19 protein-coding genes are annotated in these 19,149 nt (G+C 63.5%); 11 read left to right on the top strand and 8 right to left on the bottom strand.

The genetic code is table 11. The annotated features are described in order from the left end of the window. Positions 1-132 precede the first annotated feature (132 nt). The 3 genes from G1E_RS08930 to G1E_RS08940 all read right to left on the bottom strand — a co-directional run bounded on the left by G1E_RS08930 (position 133) and on the right by G1E_RS08940 (position 3,875). Positions 133-1,674: an APC family permease gene (locus G1E_RS08930; RefSeq protein ID WP_047149774.1), complete on the bottom strand. Its 1,542-nt coding sequence runs from the start codon at positions 1,672-1,674 to the stop codon at positions 133-135. Positions 1,675-1,753: 79 nt separating this feature from the next. Next, positions 1,754-2,527 (bottom strand): gamma-glutamyl-gamma-aminobutyrate hydrolase family protein, encoded by a 774-nt coding sequence (locus tag G1E_RS08935; RefSeq protein WP_047149775.1) that lies wholly within the window; start codon positions 2,525-2,527, stop codon positions 1,754-1,756. Between the two features lie 4 nt (positions 2,528-2,531). Next, on the bottom strand, positions 2,532-3,875 hold the full coding sequence (locus G1E_RS08940; protein ID WP_370593786.1) for a glutamine synthetase family protein: 1,344 nt from the start codon (positions 3,873-3,875) through the stop codon (positions 2,532-2,534). A 245-nt stretch (positions 3,876-4,120) separates the two neighbouring features. Here G1E_RS08940 and G1E_RS08945 point away from each other — a divergent pair, with 245 nt between their 5' ends. The 5 genes from G1E_RS08945 to G1E_RS08965 all read left to right on the top strand — a co-directional run bounded on the left by G1E_RS08945 (position 4,121) and on the right by G1E_RS08965 (position 8,823). Beyond that, entirely contained in the window at positions 4,121-4,993 is an 873-nt protein-coding gene (locus G1E_RS08945) for a LysR family transcriptional regulator (protein WP_009684533.1), read from the top strand. 205 nt (positions 4,994-5,198) lie between these two features. Next, positions 5,199-5,462, top strand: coding sequence for a DNA-directed RNA polymerase subunit omega (gene rpoZ / locus G1E_RS08950; RefSeq protein WP_003253383.1), 264 nt, complete (start codon positions 5,199-5,201; stop codon positions 5,460-5,462). Between the two features lie 59 nt (positions 5,463-5,521). Further along, positions 5,522-7,630: a bifunctional GTP diphosphokinase/guanosine-3',5'-bis pyrophosphate 3'-pyrophosphohydrolase gene (gene spoT, locus G1E_RS08955; protein ID WP_009684532.1), complete on the top strand. Its 2,109-nt coding sequence runs from the start codon at positions 5,522-5,524 to the stop codon at positions 7,628-7,630. 23 nt (positions 7,631-7,653) lie between these two features. Then, positions 7,654-8,034, top strand: a complete 381-nt coding sequence (locus G1E_RS08960) for a RidA family protein (RefSeq protein ID WP_009684531.1) — start codon at positions 7,654-7,656, stop codon at positions 8,032-8,034. A gap of 57 nt (positions 8,035-8,091) precedes the next feature. After that, a complete protein-coding gene (locus G1E_RS08965) occupies positions 8,092-8,823 on the top strand; it encodes a hypothetical protein (RefSeq protein ID WP_009684530.1) in 732 nt (243 codons plus the stop codon). A gap of 142 nt (positions 8,824-8,965) precedes the next feature. Here G1E_RS08965 and G1E_RS08970 read toward each other — a convergent pair whose 3' ends face one another. Continuing rightward, positions 8,966-9,823, bottom strand: coding sequence for an SDR family oxidoreductase (locus tag G1E_RS08970; RefSeq protein ID WP_047149776.1), 858 nt, complete (start codon positions 9,821-9,823; stop codon positions 8,966-8,968). A gap of 191 nt (positions 9,824-10,014) precedes the next feature. Here G1E_RS08970 and exbB point away from each other — a divergent pair, with 191 nt between their 5' ends. The 6 genes from exbB (at position 10,015) to G1E_RS09000 (ending at position 16,725) form a co-directional block, all read left to right on the top strand. Continuing rightward, positions 10,015-10,980, top strand: coding sequence for a tonB-system energizer ExbB (gene exbB, locus G1E_RS08975; protein ID WP_009684526.1), 966 nt, complete (start codon positions 10,015-10,017; stop codon positions 10,978-10,980). A 3-nt stretch (positions 10,981-10,983) separates the two neighbouring features. Beyond that, positions 10,984-11,412: a TonB system transport protein ExbD gene (gene exbD / locus G1E_RS08980; RefSeq protein ID WP_009684525.1), complete on the top strand. Its 429-nt coding sequence runs from the start codon at positions 10,984-10,986 to the stop codon at positions 11,410-11,412. Further along, a complete protein-coding gene (locus G1E_RS08985; protein ID WP_033690730.1) occupies positions 11,409-12,140 on the top strand; it encodes an energy transducer TonB in 732 nt (243 codons plus the stop codon). The genes exbD and G1E_RS08985 overlap by 4 nt, the downstream gene beginning before the upstream one ends. 94 nt (positions 12,141-12,234) lie before the next feature. Then, positions 12,235-13,161 carry a hydrogen peroxide-inducible genes activator gene (locus G1E_RS08990; protein ID WP_009684523.1) on the top strand — a complete coding sequence of 309 codons (927 nt, stop codon included), beginning with the start codon at positions 12,235-12,237 and terminating at the stop codon, positions 13,159-13,161. Between the two features lie 3 nt (positions 13,162-13,164). Continuing rightward, a complete protein-coding gene (recG, locus tag G1E_RS08995) occupies positions 13,165-15,243 on the top strand; it encodes an ATP-dependent DNA helicase RecG (protein ID WP_009684522.1) in 2,079 nt (692 codons plus the stop codon). 78 nt (positions 15,244-15,321) lie between these two features. Further along, positions 15,322-16,725: an aminoacyl-tRNA deacylase and HDOD domain-containing protein gene (locus tag G1E_RS09000; RefSeq protein ID WP_009684521.1), complete on the top strand. Its 1,404-nt coding sequence runs from the start codon at positions 15,322-15,324 to the stop codon at positions 16,723-16,725. A 31-nt stretch (positions 16,726-16,756) separates the two neighbouring features. Here G1E_RS09000 and G1E_RS09005 read toward each other — a convergent pair whose 3' ends face one another. The 4 genes from G1E_RS09005 to G1E_RS09020 form a co-directional block, all read right to left on the bottom strand. Next, the gene (locus G1E_RS09005; protein WP_009684520.1) at positions 16,757-17,134 is read right to left on the bottom strand and encodes an SCP2 sterol-binding domain-containing protein; all 378 of its coding nucleotides are present in this window, start codon (positions 17,132-17,134) and stop codon (positions 16,757-16,759) included. A gap of 146 nt (positions 17,135-17,280) precedes the next feature. After that, entirely contained in the window at positions 17,281-17,586 is a 306-nt protein-coding gene (locus G1E_RS09010) for an HU family DNA-binding protein (protein ID WP_009684519.1), read from the bottom strand. A gap of 187 nt (positions 17,587-17,773) precedes the next feature. Beyond that, on the bottom strand, positions 17,774-18,922 hold the full coding sequence (locus tag G1E_RS09015) for an NAD(P)/FAD-dependent oxidoreductase (RefSeq protein ID WP_009684518.1): 1,149 nt from the start codon (positions 18,920-18,922) through the stop codon (positions 17,774-17,776). Positions 18,923-18,938: 16 nt separating this feature from the next. Further along, positions 18,939-19,106, bottom strand: coding sequence for a rubredoxin (locus G1E_RS09020; RefSeq protein ID WP_003253349.1), 168 nt, complete (start codon positions 19,104-19,106; stop codon positions 18,939-18,941). Positions 19,107-19,149: the final 43 nt, after the last annotated feature.

The raw sequence follows: 19,149 nt of genomic DNA on the forward strand, positions 1-19,149 counted from the left end.
TCGCGATGCGCCGCGCGGGCGGCGCTCGCTCTAACAGGCGCTGCATACCTTGTGGCAAACACCTGTCAGCCCTGATGCGATCCCCGTGGGAGCTGGCTTGCCGGCGATTGGGCCGCAACGCGGCCCCTTGCTTTATTCCTGCAAAGGCAGGGTGGCCTGCTGGCGCAGGGTAGCCCCCAGGAAATACGCCGGCGCACGCAGGCGTGACAGCATCATCAGCCCGATGCCCAGCACCGAGATGATCGCGGCAATCACGAACACCAGCCCCACCCCGCCGACATGCGAACCGCTGCCGAAGTCCGGCGACGCGCTGTCGATGGCGGTACGCGCGAAGATCACCGACAGAATCACCCCACCCACCAGCGGGCACATGCCACGCATGAAGAAGTGGCGCACGCTGCTGAACAGGCTGCCGCGGAAATACCAGACGCAGGCAAACGCCGTCAGCGAATAGTAGAAACAGATCATCATGCCCAGCGCAGTGATGGTATCGGCCAACACGTTCTCGCTCAGCGTACGCATGGTCACGTAGAACAGGCCCGCCGCCACACCTGCACAAATGGTGGCGTAGCGTGGGGTCTGCGAGCGTGGGCAAACACTGGCGAACTTCGGCGGTACTGCGCCGTAATAACCCATGGCCAGCAGCGTGCGCGCCGGCGCCACGAAGGTCGATTGCAACGAGGCTGCGGTACTGGCCAGCACGGCAATGGACATCAGGATCGCCAGCGGCCCCATCACCGGGCCGGCCAGGTGGGCAAACACGTTCTCCTGGATGCGCGGGTTGTTGAGCCCCAGGCCCGTTTCGCTAATGCCGGCAAACTGCAGGGTGGCAATGGCAGTGAACAGGTACAGGCCGAGGATCAGCATGACGGTCAGGGTGGCAGCCTTGCCCGGCACCTCTTCACTGCCAACCGACTCTTCGCTGACGGTCAGGCAGGTATCCCAACCCCAGAAGATGAAGATCGACAGCGACAAGCCCGCGGCAAAGGCCGAGAACGACTCCACGCCGAATGGGTTGAACCAGGCCAGGTCGAACGCCATCGGCGGTGGCGCGGTGGTGCCGCCGAACGCGGCGAAAGCGAAGCCGACCAACACCAGCAATTGCAGGGCCACCAGGCCATACTGCACGGTCATGGTGGTGGCCATGCCCCGGCAGCAGATCCACACCGCCAGGGCGATGAACACACAACAGGTGACGATGTTGATCAACAGGTTGTCGGCCAGCCCCGCCAGCGCGTGCCTGCCGGTGATCTGGCCGAGGAACAGGTAGAAGAAGTCGACCGCCACCCCCGCCAGGTTGGACAGCACGATGGTGGTGGCAACCACCAGCCCCCACCCCCCGATCCAGCCGATCATCGGCCCGAAGGCGCGCGCCGACCAGGTAAAGGAGGTGCCGCTGTCCGGCTCTGCCGAGTTCAGTTCACGGTAACCCAAGGCTACCAGCAGCATTGGCAGGAAGCCGACGATGAACACGGCTGGCAGGTGTGCTCCTACCTCACGCACGGTAGGGCCCAGTGCGCCGGTGAGGGTATAGACCGGGGCGATGGTGGAGATGCCCAGTACCACGCTGGCCAGCAAGCCCAGGCGACCCTTGGCCAGGCCTTTGCTGCGCTGATTGTTGCCCGCTTCGGCCGCCACGTCGGGTGGGCGGGCGGCTTCGGTGTAATTGCTCATGAGTATTTGCCGTAAGTTTTGGAATTGTTCTTACAGGCCTTGCGCACAAGGCCCGCTTTCACTCATTGAAAACTTGCTGTCAGGGGCGCGTCAGCCGTGCGCCCTCCCGTGCTGCATAGGCAATGCAGGCCTCGCGAAACGCCTGAAACAGGCGCAGCGAGACCGGGTTTTCGCTGAACCGCCACTCTGGGTGCCACTGCACGCCAAGGACGAAGCCCGGCGCACCGGGCATGGACACCGCTTCGATGAGGCCGTCCGGGGCCCGCGCTTCGACCCGCAGGCACGAAGCCAGGCGCTCGATGCCCTGGCTGTGCAGCGAGTTGACCTCGAACTGCGCTGCCAGCCCCAGGCGCTCGAACAAGCCACCAGGCTCTACGAACACCGGGTGCCGAAGGCCGTACTGCACCTCCAGGGGCGCGCCCTCGGGCTCGCGATGGTCCAGGTAGCCAGGCAGCTCTTGCACACGCTGGTGCAGGCTGCCCCCCAGGGCCACGTTCAGTTCCTGATAACCACGGCAAATGCACAACACCGGCACACCGGCGGCGATCGCCGCCTGCAGCAGCGGCAAGGTCAGCCGGTCACGCGCCAGGTCATGAAGGGTGCCCGCGGCACTGGGGGCGCCATTGTAATGATGCGGTTCGATATTTGAAGGCGAGCCCGTAAAAACAATGCCGTGCAGGCAGGCCAGCAACGCTTGCGTGTCGCTGCCACCGTCACGGGCCGGCAGAATCAGCGGCAGGCCGGCAAACGCGGCCGCCTCGACATACTTGTCGCCAACCGTGTGCGACGAGTTCTTCCCCACCTGCTGGCGGCAGGCGCTGACACCGATCAAGGGGACCGCAGTTGCGCTCATGGGCTTACACCGTGTGCAGGTACCAGTTGTACTCGAGGTCGGAAATCGACACTTCGAACTCGGCCAGTTCGCTTTCCTTGCAGGCCACGAAGATATCGATGTAGTCCGGGCTGATGTATTGGTTGAGCACCTCACTGTCGTCCAACGCACGCAAGGCATCGCGCAGGTTGTTCGGCAGGCTCTGTTCGAGTTGCTCGTAGGAGTTGCCTTCGATCGGCGCCTGGGGTTCGACCTGGTTGGTGAGGCCGTGATGCACGCCGGCCAGGATGGCCGCCAGCATCAGGTACGGGTTGGCGTCGGCGCCGGCCACGCGGTGCTCAAGGCGCACGTTGTCGCTGCTGTCGGTGGGCACGCGGACGGCTACCGTACGGTTGTCCAGGCCCCAGCTCGGCGCATTGGGCACGTAGAACTGGGCGCCGAAGCGGCGGTAGGAGTTGATGTTCGGGCACAGGAAAGCCATCGATGCCGGCATCGTCTCCAGCACCCCACCAATGGCGTGACGCAGGGTATCGCTCTGCAGCGGGTCGTCACTGGCGAAGATGTTCTTGCCGGTTTTCTTGTCCAGCAGCGAGATGTGCACGTGCAGGCCGTTGCCTGCCTGGCCTGGGTAGGGCTTGGCCATGAAGGTGGTGTCCATTTCATGGTCGTAGGCCACGTTCTTGATCAGCCGTTTCAGCAAGATCGCGTAGTCGCAGGCTTTCAGCGGGTCGGCAACGTGGTGCAGGTTGACCTCGAACTGCGCCGGGGCACTTTCCTTGACGATGGCGTCCGCCGGCAGCCCCTGCTCCTTGGCGGCTTCGAGCATGTCCTGCAGGCAATCTGCATATTCGTCGAGGTCGTCGATCAGGTACACCTGGGTCGATTGCGGGCGCTTGCCGGAAATCGGCGAGCGCGGCGGTTGCGGGCGGCCATTGAGGTTGTCCTGGTCGATCAGGTAGAACTCAAGCTCGAAGGCGGCACAGATGGCCAGGCCCAGGTCGTCGAACTTGCTGACCACCTGGCGCAGCACTTCCCGCGGGTCGGCGAAAAACGGCTGGCCATCCAGTTCGTGCATGGTCATCAGCAACTGGGCTGTGGGGCGCTTCTGCCACGGCTCATCCGATAACGTGCCAGGGATCGGGAAGCAGATACGGTCGGCATCGCCGATGTCCAGGCCAAGGCCGGTGCTTTCCACGGTGGAGCCGTTGATGTCCAGGGCGAACAGCGACGCCGGCAGGTTGATGCCCTTTTCGTACACCTTGTGCAGGCTGGCTCGCTCGATGCGCTTGCCGCGTACCACGCCGTTCATGTCGGAGATCAGCAGGTCGACGTACTGCGTGTCCGGATGGGCCTGGAGGAAGTCTTTCATCTCGCTGGAAGAACTGGCGCACGGGGTGACCGACGTCATGGCTGTACATCCTTTGATTTGCTGCGGCGATGTGGGGGGTACGGCTGGCGCCTCATGGGCGACGATGGTTGCAGCTGTTGTTCTTTTCACTTCCCATCGTGGGGATTGTTGACCCGACCGGGCGCATTGATTCCGGGGGGCGGTTTCACTATAAAATGGCCCTGATGCAACAGACATTGGCAATTCGGCAAGCAGAGCGTGCACCAATGCAATATCAGATCACCCACGCCGACCTCACTCTGGTCCTGGCACTGGAGCGTGGCCGCTCGCTGGCGAAGGCCGCCGAGTTGCTCAAAGTTGACGTATCGACGGTCTTCCGCTCGATACGCCGGCTGGAATCGGCCCTCGGTACTGCGCTGTTCGTGAAAAGCCGCAAAGGCTACCTGCCAACCGATACTGCCCAGGCCCTGGCCGAGCAGGCCGAGCGTGCCGAGCAGGCGCTGGAGGCCGCGCGCATTGCCATGACCAGTGGCGAGCAAGTGGTCAGCGGCACGGTGCGCCTGACCTGTACCGAGGCGGTCATGCACAGCCTGCTGCTGCCGGCGCTGGCCGAGTTCATGCCCAACTACCCGGCGCTGTCGCTGGAAATGGGCACCTCCAACACCTTCGCCAACCTCAGCCGGCGCGACGCCGACATTGCCCTGCGCCTGACCAATACACCGCCTGAACACCTGGTGGGCCGCAACCTGGGCTCGACGTCCTATGTCATCTGCGGCCAGCCGCAGTGGCGCGAGCGGCTGGCCGAATCGCCTGCCAGCACCCCGTGGATCGCCCCTGACGACTCCATGCAGGACCACCCCACGGTGGTCTGGCGCAACCAGCAGCACCCTGGGTTGAGCCCGCGCTACCAGTGCAGCAGCATGTCGACCATCGCTCAGTTGGTGACCGCCGGGTTGGGCGTGGCGGCGCTGCCGGACTACATGGTGCATGCGCTGCCCGGCGTCGATGCGCTCAGCGGGCCGCTGGCCGGCTGCGACACCCAGCTGTGGCTGCTGACCCGCCCGGACTGCCGGGCGCTGCGCTCGGTGCAGACCTTGTTCGAAGAGCTGACCCCGAGGTTGCGCGGTGCGATGCTCTGAGGTTATCGTCAGGCTCATGCGTCGAGGGTGTCTGTTTCGGCCCTTTCGCGGCTGAAACCGCGCCTGCAGGGTGCGGTGGCAGGCTTGGGGATGACGCTGCTCGGCAAAACAGCGCTTCCCTATTGGCTGGTGAATTTTTATACTATCGAGTCCGCCTGCCCACTATTGGGCTGCACGCCCACCGCATTTGCTACTGAGGAAGACCATGGCCCGCGTAACTGTTGAAGACTGCCTGGAACACGTGGATAACCGCTTTGAGCTGGTCATGCTCTCGACCAAGCGCGCTCGCCAGCTGGCGACCGGCGGCAAGGAACCACGCGTAGCGTGGGAAAACGACAAGCCTACCGTCGTTGCCCTGCGTGAAATCGCCGAAGGCATCGTCACCAACGAATTCATCGCCGCTGAAGAGATCGTCACCGAGGATCCGGTGTTCGCCGCGTTCGAGGACGAGAACAACGAGGCTGTCTGATTGATGCCAGGTCGACGTCGCACGGCGCAAGGCCCTCTTCCTCGGCAGGAGGTAAACCCATGCCGGGTATAGAAGCCTTGGCCGAACGGCTGTCGACCTATCTTGGCCCTGAACAGGTCAACCTGGTCCGGCGCGCCTATTTCTACGCCGAACAGGCCCACGACGGGCAGCGCCGCCGCAGCGGCGAGCCCTACGTGACCCACCCGCTGGCCGTGGCCAGCATCCTCGCCGACATGCACATGGACCATCAAAGCCTGATGGCGGCCATGCTGCACGATGTGATCGAAGACACCGGTATCGCCAAGGAAGCCCTCAGCCAGCAATTTGGCGAGACCGTGGCCGAGCTGGTTGACGGGGTCAGCAAGCTGACCCAGATGAACTTCGAAACCAAGGCCGAGGCGCAGGCTGAAAACTTTCAGAAAATGGCCATGGCCATGGCGCGCGATATCCGCGTGATCCTGGTCAAGCTGGCTGACCGCCTGCACAACATGCGCACCCTTGAAGTGCTGTCCGGTGAAAAGCGCCGGCGCATCGCCAAGGAAACCCTCGAAATCTACGCCCCCATCGCCAATCGCCTGGGCATGCATACGGTGCGCGTGGAGTTCGAAGACCTCGGCTTCAAGGCCATGCACCCCATGCGCTCGTCGCTGATTCACCGTGCGGTGAAAAGCGCTCGTGGCAACCGCAAGGAAATCGTCGCCAAGATCGAGCACTCGCTGGCCAACTGCCTGGCTGCCGATGGCATCGAAGGCGAAATCAGCGGCCGGCAGAAGCACCTCTATGGCATCTACAAGAAGATGCGCGGCAAGCGCCGCGCCTTCAACGAGATCATGGACGTGTACGCCTTCCGCGTCATCGTTGACAAAGTCGATACCTGCTACCGTGTGCTCGGCGCCGTGCATAACCTGTACAAGCCGCTGCCCGGCCGTTTCAAGGACTACATCGCGATCCCCAAGGCCAACGGTTACCAGTCGTTGCACACCACGCTGTTCGGTATGCATGGCGTGCCCATCGAAATCCAGATCCGCACCCGCGAGATGGAAGAGATGGCCAACAACGGCATCGCGGCGCATTGGCTGTACAAGTCCAACGACGACGAGCAACCCAAGGGCAGCCACGCCCGTGCCCGCCAGTGGGTCAAAGGCATCCTCGAGCTGCAGCAGCGTGCTGGCAACTCGCTGGAGTTCATCGAAAGCGTGAAGATCGACCTGTTCCCGGACGAGGTCTACGTGTTCACGCCCAAGGGCCGCATCATGGAGCTGCCCAAAGGCTCGACGGCCGTCGACTTCGCTTACGCGGTACACACCGATGTCGGCAACAGTTGCATCGCCTGCCGTATCAATCGCCGCCTGGCGCCGTTGTCCGAACCGCTGCAGAGCGGGTCCACGGTGGAAATCGTCAGCGCCCCGGGCGCCCGGCCAAACCCCGCCTGGCTCAACTTCGTGGTTACCGGCAAGGCGCGCACGCACATCCGCCACGCGCTCAAGCAGCAGCGCCGGTCCGAATCCATCAGCCTGGGCGAACGCCTGCTGAACAAGGTGCTCACCGGCTTCGACAGCAGCCTGGAGAAGATCCCTCAGGAACGTATCCAGGCGATCCTGGCGGAGTACCGCCTGGAACTGATCGAAGACCTGCTCGAAGATATCGGCCTGGGCAACCGCATGGCGTATGTGGTTGCGCGCCGCCTGCTGTCAGCCGAAGGCGAACAGTTGCCAGCACCGGAAGGGCCGCTGGCGATCCGCGGTACCGAGGGGCTGGTACTGAGTTATGCCAAGTGCTGTACACCCATCCCGGGCGACCCGATCGTCGGCCACCTGTCGGCAGGCAAGGGCATGGTCGTGCACCTGGAGAACTGCCGCAACATCAGTGAAATCCGCCACAACCCGGAAAAATGCGTGCAGCTTTCCTGGGCCAAGGACATCACCGGCGAGTTCAATGTCGAACTGCGGGTCGAACTGGAGCACCAGCGCGGCCTGATTGCCCTGCTTGCCAGCAGCGTCAACGCGGCCGACGGCAATATCGAGAAAATCAGCATGGACGAGCGCGACGGCCGTATCAGCGTGGTCCAACTGGTGGTCAGCGTACACGATCGCGTGCACCTGGCCCGTGTGATCAAGAAGCTGCGTACCTTGACCGGTGTGGTCCGCATCACCCGCATGCGTACGTAGTCCGCCAACCGCAAGGAGTCATCATGAGCAAGACCGTCATCAACAGCGACAAGGCCCCCGCCGCTATCGGTACCTACTCGCAGGCGATCAAGGCCGGCAATACCGTGTACATGTCCGGCCAGATCCCGCTGGACCCGAAGACCATGGAGCTGGTCGAAGGCTTCGAAGCCCAGACCGTGCAGGTATTCGAGAACCTCAAGGCCGTGGCTGAGGCTGCCGGCGGTTCGTTCAAGGACATCGTCAAGCTGAACATCTTCCTGACTGACCTGAGCCACTTCGCCAAGGTCAACGAGGTGATGGGCCGCTACTTCGAACAGCCTTACCCAGCCCGCGCCGCGATTGGCGTTGCCGCGCTGCCAAAAGGCGCCCAGGTCGAAATGGACGCCATCCTGGTCATCGAATGATGCCTTGGGCGACGGGCACCCTGCCCGTCGCCCCTCTCCTGCGCAAGGTTTCCCGACATGCGTCACGCACTGCCCCTCGCGCTGGCAGCCCTGCTCCTGAGCGGCTGCGCCAGCCACAAACCCGAAGATTTCAACGGCACCTGGATCAACCAGGCTGCGATCAAGGCCGCGGTAAAGGGCGACAGCCTGCGCCAGGCCCTCAATGAAAATGGTCCGGTATTCGAGTGGAAGCTCGACGTCGCCAACCAGCAGGCCAGCTACAGCAATGGCTTCGAAGCGGCGGACGGCCAGCTGGTCACGCTCGACAAGCAATTGCAGGCCAACTTTGACGGTGGCCAGACCGAGCAGCTTGCGCTGGACGGTGACGAACTGCTGACCACAGACCAGAGCGGCGCAAAGCAGGCTTTTGTCCGCGTACAACCCTCTGCCACCGCCAACGCCTCGCTGGGCAGCAGCTTTGAAAAAGCCCTGTACCAAGCGTATCTGGGCGGTGAATGGACCATTCTCGAAGGCCAGGGCCAAGGCGGAAAAGTACGCTTCAGCGATACCGGCAACGTCACTGGCTTGCCTGGGCCAGACCGTTTCGCCCTGTGCCTGGCCGGCGACTGCGCCACCATGGGCGGCAGCAACGACAGCCTGTGGCTGGAGCGCAACCAACGGGGTGCGCCTTTCATCATCAAGCGTGACGGCGACAAGCTGGAGATCTTCCAGGCGGTGAACCGTGCCCAGGCTGATGACATGCCCCAACTGGCAGCGGGCAAGCGCCAGTGGTTGCTGGAAAAAAACTGAAGCCTGCAGCAGCGGCCTTGTTTCGCGACAGGGCCGCAACACGGCACCAGGGCATCAGCGTCGGCGCGTGGATTGCCAGGGCTGCGTTGCAGCCCAATCGCAACGCCAGGCCGCGCCTACAGAAGTCGCGTCAAGGGTGTGGTCAGGCTTTCGCCGCCAGGATGGCTGCGTAGCCTTCCTTGTAACTCGGATACACCGGTGCCCAGCCCAACGCCTTCACCCGTGCGTTGCTGCAGCGCTTGCTACCGGTACGCCGCACGCGCTGTTCATCTGACCACTCGGTAACCCCCAGGTAGGCCCGCAACCAGGCCACCACATCGGCCAGCGGTGCCGGATCATCGTCAACCCCGATGTAACAGTCGTCCAACGCCTTGCCATCAGCATCTTCCTGCAGCAGAAACGCCAGCAAGCTGGCAGCATCTTCGGCATGAATACGGTTGCCGTACAGCGGCGGCTGCTCAGCCACCCGATAGCCTTGGCGTACCTGGCTCAGCAGCCACTCGCGGCCGGGGCCGTAGATGCCAGTGAGGCGCACCACACTCGCCGGTATGCCGCTGCCAAGAGCCAAGCGCTCCGCTTCCAGCATCACCCGCCCCGAATACCCCTCGGGCTCGGTCGCCGACCCTTCCTCAACCCACTCGCCGTCCTTCTGCGCATACACGCTACTGCTTGACACGAACAGCAAGCGGCGCGGCCGTTGGCCACGCTCGGCCAGCCAGGCCAGCACATGGCGTAAACCGTCGACATAGGCCGCCCGGTAACCCGCCTCGTCATGCTGGCTGGCCGCCACGCAGTACACCAGGTAGTCCAGCGTACCCCGTGGCCATGCGGCTGGCAGCGAGGGCTCGGCCAAGTCCGCAGCCACCGGGTGAACCCCCGCAGGCAATTGCCCCACCGAACGGCGCAGACCGCTGCCCTGCCAGCCACGTGCCAGCATCTGCCGGGCCAAGCGCCCGCCTACATCACCACAACCCACCACCATCACGGAAAGGTCTGACATCACAAAACTCCCTGAACCAACTGATCAGCCCAACCACGCTATACGATGGATGGCTAGACCATAGGCGAAAAAAGCTACAATATTACTTTTGTTAACAAGAATTACTTGCAATAATGGCGACCAAGTTGTTCTCGGCCCGCCTCGAGGCCTTGGAGAACGTTCGTCTTTTCTCTTCATCAGGTCCGGCCAGCATGACACGTACTAAACCCTCCGCTTCGCCAACCCAGTCGCGCGCCTGGCGCGCCATCGCCGCGCTGACGCTCAGCCTGGTGCTGGCCCCGGCAGCCATGGCCGATGAGCCAACCGCCAATACCACCACGCCGGCCGCCGCCACTGCCGCTGCTGCCCCGAGCACCGCCCCGGCTGGCGAAGCACCCGCCACCAGCGCCACTGCCGGTGCACCAGCTGCAGCAGACCCAAGCGTCGAAGCCCTGGTTGAAGATACCTCGCTGGGCATGGCCCACGACCTGTCCCCATGGGGCATGTACAAGAACGCCGACATCGTGGTGAAGATCGTCATGATCGGCCTGGCTATCGCCTCCATCATCACTTGGACCATCTGGATCGCCAAAGGCTTCGAGCTGATGGGCGCCAAACGCCGCCTGCGTGGCGAAATCGCCCAGCTGAAGAAGGCCACCACGCTGAAAGATGCCAGCGAAGTCTCCAGCAAGGAAGGCACGCTGGCCCATACCCTGGTGCACGACGCCCTTGAAGAGATGCGCCTGTCGGCCAATGCCCGCGAGAAAGAGGGTATCAAGGAACGCGTCAGCTTCCGCCTGGAGCGCCTGGTGCATGCCAGCGGCCGTAACATGAGCAGCGGCACCGGCGTACTCGCCACCATTGGTTCCACCGCCCCGTTCGTCGGCCTGTTCGGCACCGTCTGGGGCATCATGAACAGCTTCATCGGTATCGCCAAGACCCAGACCACCAACCTTGCCGTGGTCGCCCCGGGTATCGCCGAAGCCCTGCTGGCCACCGCCCTGGGCCTGGTCGCGGCAATCCCGGCCGTGGTCATCTACAACGTCTTCGCCCGTTCCATTGCCGGCTACAAGGCTCAGGTGTCCGATGCTTCCGCCCAGGTACTGCTGCTGGTCAGCCGCGATCTGGACCACCAAGGCAGCGAGCGCGCCGCCCCGCACATGGTGAAAGTGGGGTAAGCCATGGGCCTGCATCTCAACGAAGGTGGCGACGACCTCGCCGAAAACCACGAAATCAACGTTACGCCGTTCATCGACGTAATGCTGGTACTGCTGATCATCTTCATGGTTGCCGCCCCCCTGGCCACAGTCGATATCAAGGTCGACCTGCCGGCCTCGACCGCCAAACCGGCGCCGAGGCCCGAGAAGCCGGTGTTCGTCAGCGTGAAGGCAGACCAGAAGCTGTACGTCGGCGACGATCAGGTCCCGGCACCCGACCAGCTTGGCCCGATGCTCGACGCCAAGACCAAGGGTGACAAGGAAACCACCATCTTCTTCCAGGCCGACAAAGGCGTGGATTACGGTGACCTGATGGAAGTGATGAACAACATGCGCTCGGCCGGCTACCTGAAAGTCGGCCTGGTAGGTCTCGAGACGGCAGCCAAGAAATGACAAAACCGCGCTCAAACATGGCGCGCTACGCTGGCAGCCTGGCGATCGTGCTGGGCGTGCACGTGGTCGCCGTGCTGCTGACGCTCAACTGGTCTGTGCCCCAGGCCATCGAGTTGCCGCCAGCAGCCATGATGGTCGAACTGGCACCGCTGCCGGAACCCGCGCCACCGCCGCCCCCGAAAGCGGCGCCGCAGCCACCTGCACCGGTAGAGGAACCACCTTTGCCGAAGCTGGTGGAGGCACCCAAGCCGAAGATCGCCATCCCCAAGCCGCCCAAGCCGAAGGCCAAGCCCCAGCCGCCCAAGCCTGAGAAGAAGCCTGAGCCGCCGAAGGAAGCACCGCCGACCGAGCAGACCGTCGACGCGCCGCCGAGCAATACGCCACCGCAGAAGTCCGCGGCACCGGCCCCGAGCATCGCGTCCAACAGCAACGCCCTGCCGACCTGGCAGAGTGACCTGCTGCGCCACCTGGCCAAGTACAAACGGTACCCGGAAGACGCGCGCCGCCGTGGCCTGCAAGGCATCAACCGCCTGCGCTTCGTGGTCGACGCCGAGGGCAAGGTGGTGTCGTATTCGATGGCCGGTGGGTCGGGCAGTGCCGCGCTGGACCGCGCGACCATGGAAATGATCCGCCGCGCCGGCAAAGTGCCAAAGCCGCCACCCGAGTTGTTGAACAATGGCACCATCGAAGTCGTGGCGCCCTTCGTCTACTCGCTGGATCGCCGCTAAGACTTTTGTTTCTGTCACAAATCGGCAAGTCTGATAACGTGCGTCTATCGATTGCAGCCGCTATGCTGGGGCCGCAACTTCATGGACGCACGTTATGACCCTCACAGAACTACGCTACATCGTCACACTCGCCCAGGAACAGCACTTCGGCCATGCCGCCGAGCGCTGCCACGTGAGCCAGCCGACCCTGTCGGTCGGTGTGAAGAAGCTTGAGGATGAGCTTGGCGTTCTGATCTTCGAACGCAGCAAAAGCGCGGTCCGCCTGACCCCCGTCGGCGAGAGCATCGTTGCCCAGGCACAAAAGGTACTGGAGCAGGCCCAGGGCATTCGCGAACTGGCCCAGGCTGGCAAGAACCAGCTGACTGCGCCGCTCAAGGTCGGTGCCATCTACACCGTGGGCCCCTACCTGTTCCCGCACCTGATCCCGCAACTGCACCGCGTGGCACCGCAGATGCCGCTGTACATCGAAGAAAACTTCACCCATGTGCTGCGCGAGAAGCTGCGCAATGGCGAGCTGGACGCGGTGATCATCGCCCTGCCGTTCAATGAAGCCGATGTGCTCACCCTGCCCCTCTACGACGAACCGTTCTGCGCGCTGATGCCTGCCGACCACCCATGGACGGCCAAAAAGACCATCGACACCGCCATGCTCAACGACAAGAGCCTGTTGCTGCTGGGTGAAGGTCACTGCTTCCGTGACCAGGTGCTGGAAGCCTGCCCTACCCTGAACAAGGGGGGTGAAGGGTCGCGGCACACCACGGTCGAATCCAGCTCGCTGGAAACCATCCGCCACATGGTAGCGTCCGGCCTTGGCGTGTCTATCCTGCCGCTGTCGGCGGTGCACAGCCACCACTACGCGCCTGGGGTCATCGAAGTCCGCCCGCTGACCGCCCCGGCACCGTTCCGCACCGTGGCCATCGCCTGGCGCGCCAGCTTCCCACGGCCAAAGGCCATCGAGATCCTCGCCGACTCGATCCGCCTGTGCTCGGTAGCCAAGGCCCCTGCAGAACAAACGGCCTGAGTCATGACGGAGCTGTCGAACGTCCCGGTCACCGTGCTCAAGGGTGTTGGCGAGGCCATGGCCGAAAAGCTCGCCAAGGTCGGCCTGGAAAACTTGCAGGACGTGCTGTTCCACCTGCCCCTGCGCTATCAGGACCGCACCCGCGTGGTTCCGATCGGCCAGCTGCGCCCAGGCCAGGACGCGGTGATCGAGGGGGTGGTCAGCGGTGCCGACGTGACCATGGGCAAGCGTCGCAGCCTGGTGGTACGCCTGGGTGACGGCAGTGGCGTGTTGAGCTTGCGCTTCTACCATTTCAGCAACGCGCAAAAGGAAGGACTCAAGCGCGGCACCCACCTGCGCTGCTACGGCGAAGCTCGCCCGGGCGCTTCCGGGCTGGAGATCTACCACCCGGAGTACCGCGCATTGAACGGTGACGAACCGCCACCGCCGGTCGACCAAACCCTCACCCCGATCTACCCGTCTACCGAGGGCCTCACCCAGCAACGCCTGCGCCAACTGTGCCAACAGAGCCTGAGCCTGCTCGGCCCGCGCAGCCTGCCCGACTGGCTGCCCGACGAACTGGCCCGCGACTACCAGCTGGCGCCGCTGGATGACGCCATCCGCTACCTGCACAACCCGCCCGCCGACGCCGACGTCGAGGAGTTGGCCCTGGGCCACCACTGGGCTCAGCACCGCCTGGCATTCGAAGAGCTGCTCACCCACCAGCTGTCGCAACAGCGCCTGCGCGAGAGCCTGCGCAGCCTGCGTGCGCCAGTGTTGCCCAAGGCCACCCGGCTGCCGGCGCAATACCTGGCCAATTTGGGCTTCCAGCCGACCGGCGCGCAGCAGCGCGTCGCCAACGAAATTGCCTACGACCTCAGCCAGCACGAGCCGATGATGCGCCTGGTGCAAGGCGACGTGGGTGCCGGCAAGACCGTGGTCGCCGCGCTGGCCGCGTTGCAGGCCCTGGAGGCTGGTTATCAGGTGGCATTGATGGCCCCCACCGAGATCCTTGCCGAACAGCACTACATCACCTTCAAGCGCTGGCTGGAGCCTTTGGGTCTGGAGGTGGCCTGGCTGGCCGGCAAACTCAAGGGCAAGGCCCGGGCGGCGTCGCTCGAGCAGATCGCCAATGGCGCCCCGATGGTGGTCGGCACCCACGCCCTGTTCCAGGACGAGGTGAAGTTCAAGCACCTGGCCTTGGCCATCATCGACGAACAGCACCGTTTCGGCGTGCAGCAACGCCTGGCGCTGCGCAAGAAAGGCGTAGCCGGCGAGCTGTGCCCACACCAGCTGATCATGACCGCCACCCCCATTCCGCGCACCCTGGCCATGAGTGCCTACGCCGACCTGGACACCTCGGTGCTCGACGAGCTGCCGCCTGGGCGCACGCCGGTGAACACCGTGCTGGTGGCCGACAGCCGGCGTTTCGAAGTGGTCGAACGGGTACGCGCCGCCTGCGCTGAAGGGCGCCAGGCGTACTGGGTGTGCACGCTGATCGAAGAGTCCGAGGAACTGACCTGCCAAGCAGCCGAAAGCACTTACGAGGAGCTGGGCAGCGCCTTGGGTGAACTGCGGGTCGGGCTGATCCACGGCCGCATGAAGCCGGCGGAAAAGGCCGAGATCATGGCCGAGTTCAAGGCCGGCAACCTGCAGTTGCTGGTCGCCACCACCGTCATCGAGGTGGGCGTGGACGTGCCCAATGCCAGCCTGATGATCATCGAAAACCCCGAGCGCCTCGGCCTGGCCCAGCTGCACCAGTTGCGTGGCCGGGTGGGCCGCGGCAGCGCCGTCAGCCATTGCGTGCTGCTGTACCACCCGCCGCTGTCGCAGATCGGCCGCGAGCGCCTGGGCATCATGCGCGAAACCAACGACGGCTTCATCATCGCCGAAAAAGACCTTGCGCTACGCGGCCCGGGCGAAATGCTGGGTACCCGCCAGACCGGCCTGCTGCAATTCAAGGTCGCCGACCTGATGCGCGACGCCGACCTGTTGCCAGCGGTACGCGATGCCGCCCAGGCCCTGATCGCACGCTGGCCGGAGCACGTCAGCCCGCTGCTGGACCGTTGGCTGCGTCATGGCCAGCAATATGGTCAGGTGTGACGCCTGTCCCATAATGGATCCAGATTTGCGCCCAGGGTGGTTATACTTCGCGTTTAAAAGAATCAGTGGATACGGACCATGACTGAAGTTGCCCTGGACACCGCAACCCCACACACGCCTTCCGTCATCAGGCTGCTGCTCGAGAAACTCGGCGTAGCCTACCGCGAGGTGGTCGAACATCCGCACCTGCCCGCAGCCTCGCGGGTACAGGCCGTGCTGCTGGACGACGAGGTGGGCGCCATGATGGTGCTGTTCCCGCAGAGCCAGCTGCTGGACCTGAACCGCCTGGCCGAACTGACCGGGCGCAAGCTCACCGCCGTGTCGGTGCCACGCCTCAAGCAAATGCTCGACAAACACCAGCTCAAGGCGCTGCCGGGCATCCCGGCGCTCACCAGCTCACCGTGCCAGTACGAAAAAAGCCTGCTGGACGTCGACCTGGTGTACATCAATTCGGGTGAAGCCGGCCTGTTGCTGGAAATAGAGCGCGCGCACTTCAAGCGCATGTTGCTCAAGGCCAGCGCCAGCAGCTTTGGCCAGGAAGTCGGGGCGATCAGCCCCAACCTCGACCGCCCCAACGACGATACCCGCGAAATCACCAATGCCGTGCAAGCCTTCACTGCCCGGCGCATCCAGAAGCGCCTGGAAGAAACCATCGAAATCCCGCCGCTGGCCGATACTGCGCAGAAAATCATCAAACTGCGGGTAGACCCCAACGCCAGCATCGACGATATCACTGGGGTGGTAGAAACCGACCCGGCCCTGGCCGCCCAGGTGGTCAGCTGGGCGGCATCACCCTACTACGCCTCGCCGGGCAAGATCCGCTCGGTGGAAGACGCCATCGTCCGCGTGCTGGGCTTCGACCTGGTGATCAACCTCGCCCTCGGCCTGGCCCTGGGCAAGACCCTGAGCCTGCCCAAGGACAACCCTCAGCAGGCCACCCCGTACTGGCAGCAGTCGATCTACACCGCCGCCATCATCGAGGGCCTTACCCGAGCCATGCCGCGGGCAGAGCGCCCTGAAGCAGGCCTGACCTACCTGGCCGGGCTGTTGCACAACTTCGGTTACCTGCTGCTGGCACACGTTTTCCCGCCGCACTTCTCGCTGATTTGTCGCCACCTGGAGGTCAACCCTCACCTGAACCACACCTATGTGGAACAACACCTGCTGGGCATCAGCCGCGAGCAGATTGGTGCCTGGTTGATGAAACTGTGGGACATGCCGGTAGAGCTCTCGGCCGCGCTGCGTTTCCAGCACGACCCGGCCTACGACGGCGAGTTTTCGGAATTCCCCAACCTGGTATGCCTGGCCACACGCCTGCTGCGCTCGCGGGGGATTGGCTCGGGGCCGCTGGAGGAGATTCCTGACGAACTGCTGGAGCGTTTGGGCATTGCCCGGGAAAAGGCCGAGGATGTGGTGAACAAAGTGCTGGAGGCCGAGAGCTTGCTGCGGGAGCTGGCTTCGCAGTTCAACGCACCGCATTGAAGCCCGGGGCCGCTTGGCGGCCCCAAACATTTCAGCCCTGCTTCTTCTTCGGCTTCAGGTACTTCATCAACCCCTGAAACCACATCACCAACGCCGGATTGCCCTTGATCTGGATGTTCTTGTCCTGAATGCCCTGCATGAACGCCAACTGCTTGTTGCTTGCCTGCAAGGTGGCAAAGCCATAGGCGGCATCCTTGAAGGCAATGGCAAAGGCTGGCTGTGAGTACGACCCGCTTTTGCTGCTGACCCGCTCGTTGCTGACGATAAAGTGCCGGGCGACCTTGCCGTCCAGGGTCTGCATCTGGAACACCAGGTCCTTGCCTTTGAGCTGCTGCTGGAATGCCGGATTATTGCGGCTGGCCCGGGCCATCAGCAGCCCCATGGCCCAGAGAAGAAAGCGGAACTTCATCGACACGCCTCGATGGAAAAGTGACTAAGTTGCGCAGTTTATCCTCCTAATGACCTTTTTATGCAAGTTCGCAGCAATTACCGGGTGTAAAGCACAACGGGCGCCATCTGGCGCCCGTTCGGGATCAACGCATCCTCAGTGCACAGTTACTTTTTCTTGCTGGCCTTGCTCGGCGCGGCCGGCGTATTGACGCTGTCCCTGAGGTTCTTGCCGGGCTTGAAAGCCACGGTATTGCTGGCTTTGATCTTGACCGGCTGGCCGGTTTGCGGGTTTTTGCCGGTACGCGCGCCGCGGTGACGCTTTTCGAAAGTGCCGAAACCAACCAGGGTCACGGTGTCCTTGTCCAGGGCGCCCGTGATGCTGTCGAGAATCGCATTCAGCACTTGATTAGCCTTTTCTTTGGTCAGGTCAGCTTTTTCAGCGATGACGGCGGCGAGTTCTGGTTTGCGCATAGTAAAGCCTCTTTGACGGAATTCTTGTTGTTATGCCGTGCTGCCTTCAGGAGCAGCGCTCAAGGCACCGCAGGCTCTAACCTGCGGCAGACGGGAGTGAGAATGGCACGTGGTTCGGGGCCGCGCCAGTATCTGAGCGGCCATTGTGCAGGCAACAACAGGACAAACCAGACAGAACGCCGGGCAATTACGCCATAACTGCAGGTAGCTGGCGGTTCAGCGCCAGCTTTTCCGTGACCGCAGCCCCGGTCAGGGCGTAACCCAGCAGCCCGCCACCCGCATCGATGCACAGCACCTTCAGGTCATTGCCCTGCCCTTCGACCTGCCAAGTGCCTTCTCGCCCCTGTGGCGGTGGCGAAACCACCAGCGGGCAGGCCGGGGTTTTCACCGTGATCGGCATTGGCCCGTAGGCAACTGCCGTGGGCTTGACGGCCAGGGTTTGGGCCAGTGCCCGTGCACAACTCATCAGTGGCATCACGTACAACAGGTTGATGCCGTCTACCTCGGCACAATCCCCGAGGGCGAAGATATTGGCGTGGGAGGTTCGCAGCACACGGTCCACGCTGACGCCACGGTTGACCTGCAACCCGGCCGCGGCAGCCAGGTCGGTACGCGGGCGCAGGCCAATGGCCGAAACGACCAGGTCACAGCCAACCACGCTGCCATCCGACAGGTGCGCCTCCAGACCGTGGGGCGCCTGCTGCAAGCGGGTCAGAACCGGCCCAAGGTGAAAGCGTACGCCCAGGTCTTGCAACCCACGTTGTACCGCGCCGGCAGCGGCCGGATGCAACAGGGTCGGCATGACCTGTTCGCATGGCGCTACCACGTCTACCTGAAAGCCCCCCAGGCTCATGTCGTTGGCAAACTCGCAGCCGATCAGGCCAGCGCCGAGAATCAGCACGCGTTGCTTGCCGGCGGCGGCAGCACGAAAGCGTGCGTAGTCCTCCAGGTCGTTGATGGGGAACACCAGGTGGCTGGCATCGCCTTCAACCGGCACCTGCACGGTCTGCGCACCCCACGCCAGCACCAGGTCGCGGTATGCCACGGCCTCTTCGCCGATCCACAGGCGTTTGTGCCCAGGGTCGATGCCGCTGATACGGGTATGGGTACGGATTTCGGCGTTCAGCTGCTCGGCCATGGCACCGGCTTCGGCCATGCACAGGTCAGCGGCGCCCTTGTGCTTGGCATAGCCCATGGAAAGCATGGGCTTGGAGTAGGAACGACCGTCATCGGCGGTGATCAGCAGCAACGGCGTATGCGCATCGAGCTTGCGAAATTCGCGGGCCAGGTTGTAGCCCGCCAGGCCGGTGCCGATGATTACCACAGGGGACGTCATGTCGTGCTTGCCTCGCTTAGCCGATGGAGATCATTTCAAAGTCGCTTTTGCCAACACCGCAGTCAGGGCATAGCCAGTCTTCCGGCACGTCCTCCCAACGGGTGCCAGGGGCGATGCCGTCGTCGGGCCAGCCTTCGGCTTCGTCGTAGATCAGGCCACAGACGATACATTGCCACTTTTTCATCAGGTTGTTTTCCTCGGGTCAGGCTGGGGCTTTGTGTTGCTGC

The organism is Pseudomonas sp. TJI-51 (assembly GCF_000190455.2).
GTDB classification, from domain to species: Bacteria; Pseudomonadota; Gammaproteobacteria; order Pseudomonadales; family Pseudomonadaceae; genus Aquipseudomonas; species Aquipseudomonas juntendi.

Excerpts from the sequence above, each read along its gene's own strand:
- G1E_RS08930 (WP_047149774.1), bottom strand. The coding sequence starts at position 1,674 with ATGAGCAATTACACCGAAGCCGCCCGCCCACCCGACGTGGCGGCCGAA.
- G1E_RS08935 (WP_047149775.1), bottom strand. The coding sequence starts at position 2,527 with ATGAGCGCAACTGCGGTCCCCTTGATCGGTGTCAGCGCCTGCCGCCAG.
- G1E_RS08940 (WP_370593786.1), bottom strand. The coding sequence starts at position 3,875 with ATGAAAGACTTCCTCCAGGCCCATCCGGACACGCAGTACGTCGACCTG.
- G1E_RS08945 (WP_009684533.1), top strand. The coding sequence starts at position 4,121 with ATGCAATATCAGATCACCCACGCCGACCTCACTCTGGTCCTGGCACTG.
- rpoZ (WP_003253383.1), top strand. The coding sequence starts at position 5,199 with ATGGCCCGCGTAACTGTTGAAGACTGCCTGGAACACGTGGATAACCGC.
- spoT (WP_009684532.1), top strand. The coding sequence starts at position 5,522 with ATGCCGGGTATAGAAGCCTTGGCCGAACGGCTGTCGACCTATCTTGGC.
- G1E_RS08960 (WP_009684531.1), top strand. The coding sequence starts at position 7,654 with ATGAGCAAGACCGTCATCAACAGCGACAAGGCCCCCGCCGCTATCGGT.
- G1E_RS08965 (WP_009684530.1), top strand. The coding sequence starts at position 8,092 with ATGCGTCACGCACTGCCCCTCGCGCTGGCAGCCCTGCTCCTGAGCGGC.
- G1E_RS08970 (WP_047149776.1), bottom strand. The coding sequence starts at position 9,823 with ATGTCAGACCTTTCCGTGATGGTGGTGGGTTGTGGTGATGTAGGCGGG.
- exbB (WP_009684526.1), top strand. The coding sequence starts at position 10,015 with ATGACACGTACTAAACCCTCCGCTTCGCCAACCCAGTCGCGCGCCTGG.
- exbD (WP_009684525.1), top strand. The coding sequence starts at position 10,984 with ATGGGCCTGCATCTCAACGAAGGTGGCGACGACCTCGCCGAAAACCAC.
- G1E_RS08985 (WP_033690730.1), top strand. The coding sequence starts at position 11,409 with ATGACAAAACCGCGCTCAAACATGGCGCGCTACGCTGGCAGCCTGGCG.
- G1E_RS08990 (WP_009684523.1), top strand. The coding sequence starts at position 12,235 with ATGACCCTCACAGAACTACGCTACATCGTCACACTCGCCCAGGAACAG.
- recG (WP_009684522.1), top strand. The coding sequence starts at position 13,165 with ATGACGGAGCTGTCGAACGTCCCGGTCACCGTGCTCAAGGGTGTTGGC.
- G1E_RS09000 (WP_009684521.1), top strand. The coding sequence starts at position 15,322 with ATGACTGAAGTTGCCCTGGACACCGCAACCCCACACACGCCTTCCGTC.
- G1E_RS09005 (WP_009684520.1), bottom strand. The coding sequence starts at position 17,134 with ATGAAGTTCCGCTTTCTTCTCTGGGCCATGGGGCTGCTGATGGCCCGG.
- G1E_RS09010 (WP_009684519.1), bottom strand. The coding sequence starts at position 17,586 with ATGCGCAAACCAGAACTCGCCGCCGTCATCGCTGAAAAAGCTGACCTG.
- G1E_RS09015 (WP_009684518.1), bottom strand. The coding sequence starts at position 18,922 with ATGACGTCCCCTGTGGTAATCATCGGCACCGGCCTGGCGGGCTACAAC.
- G1E_RS09020 (WP_003253349.1), bottom strand. The coding sequence starts at position 19,106 with ATGAAAAAGTGGCAATGTATCGTCTGTGGCCTGATCTACGACGAAGCC.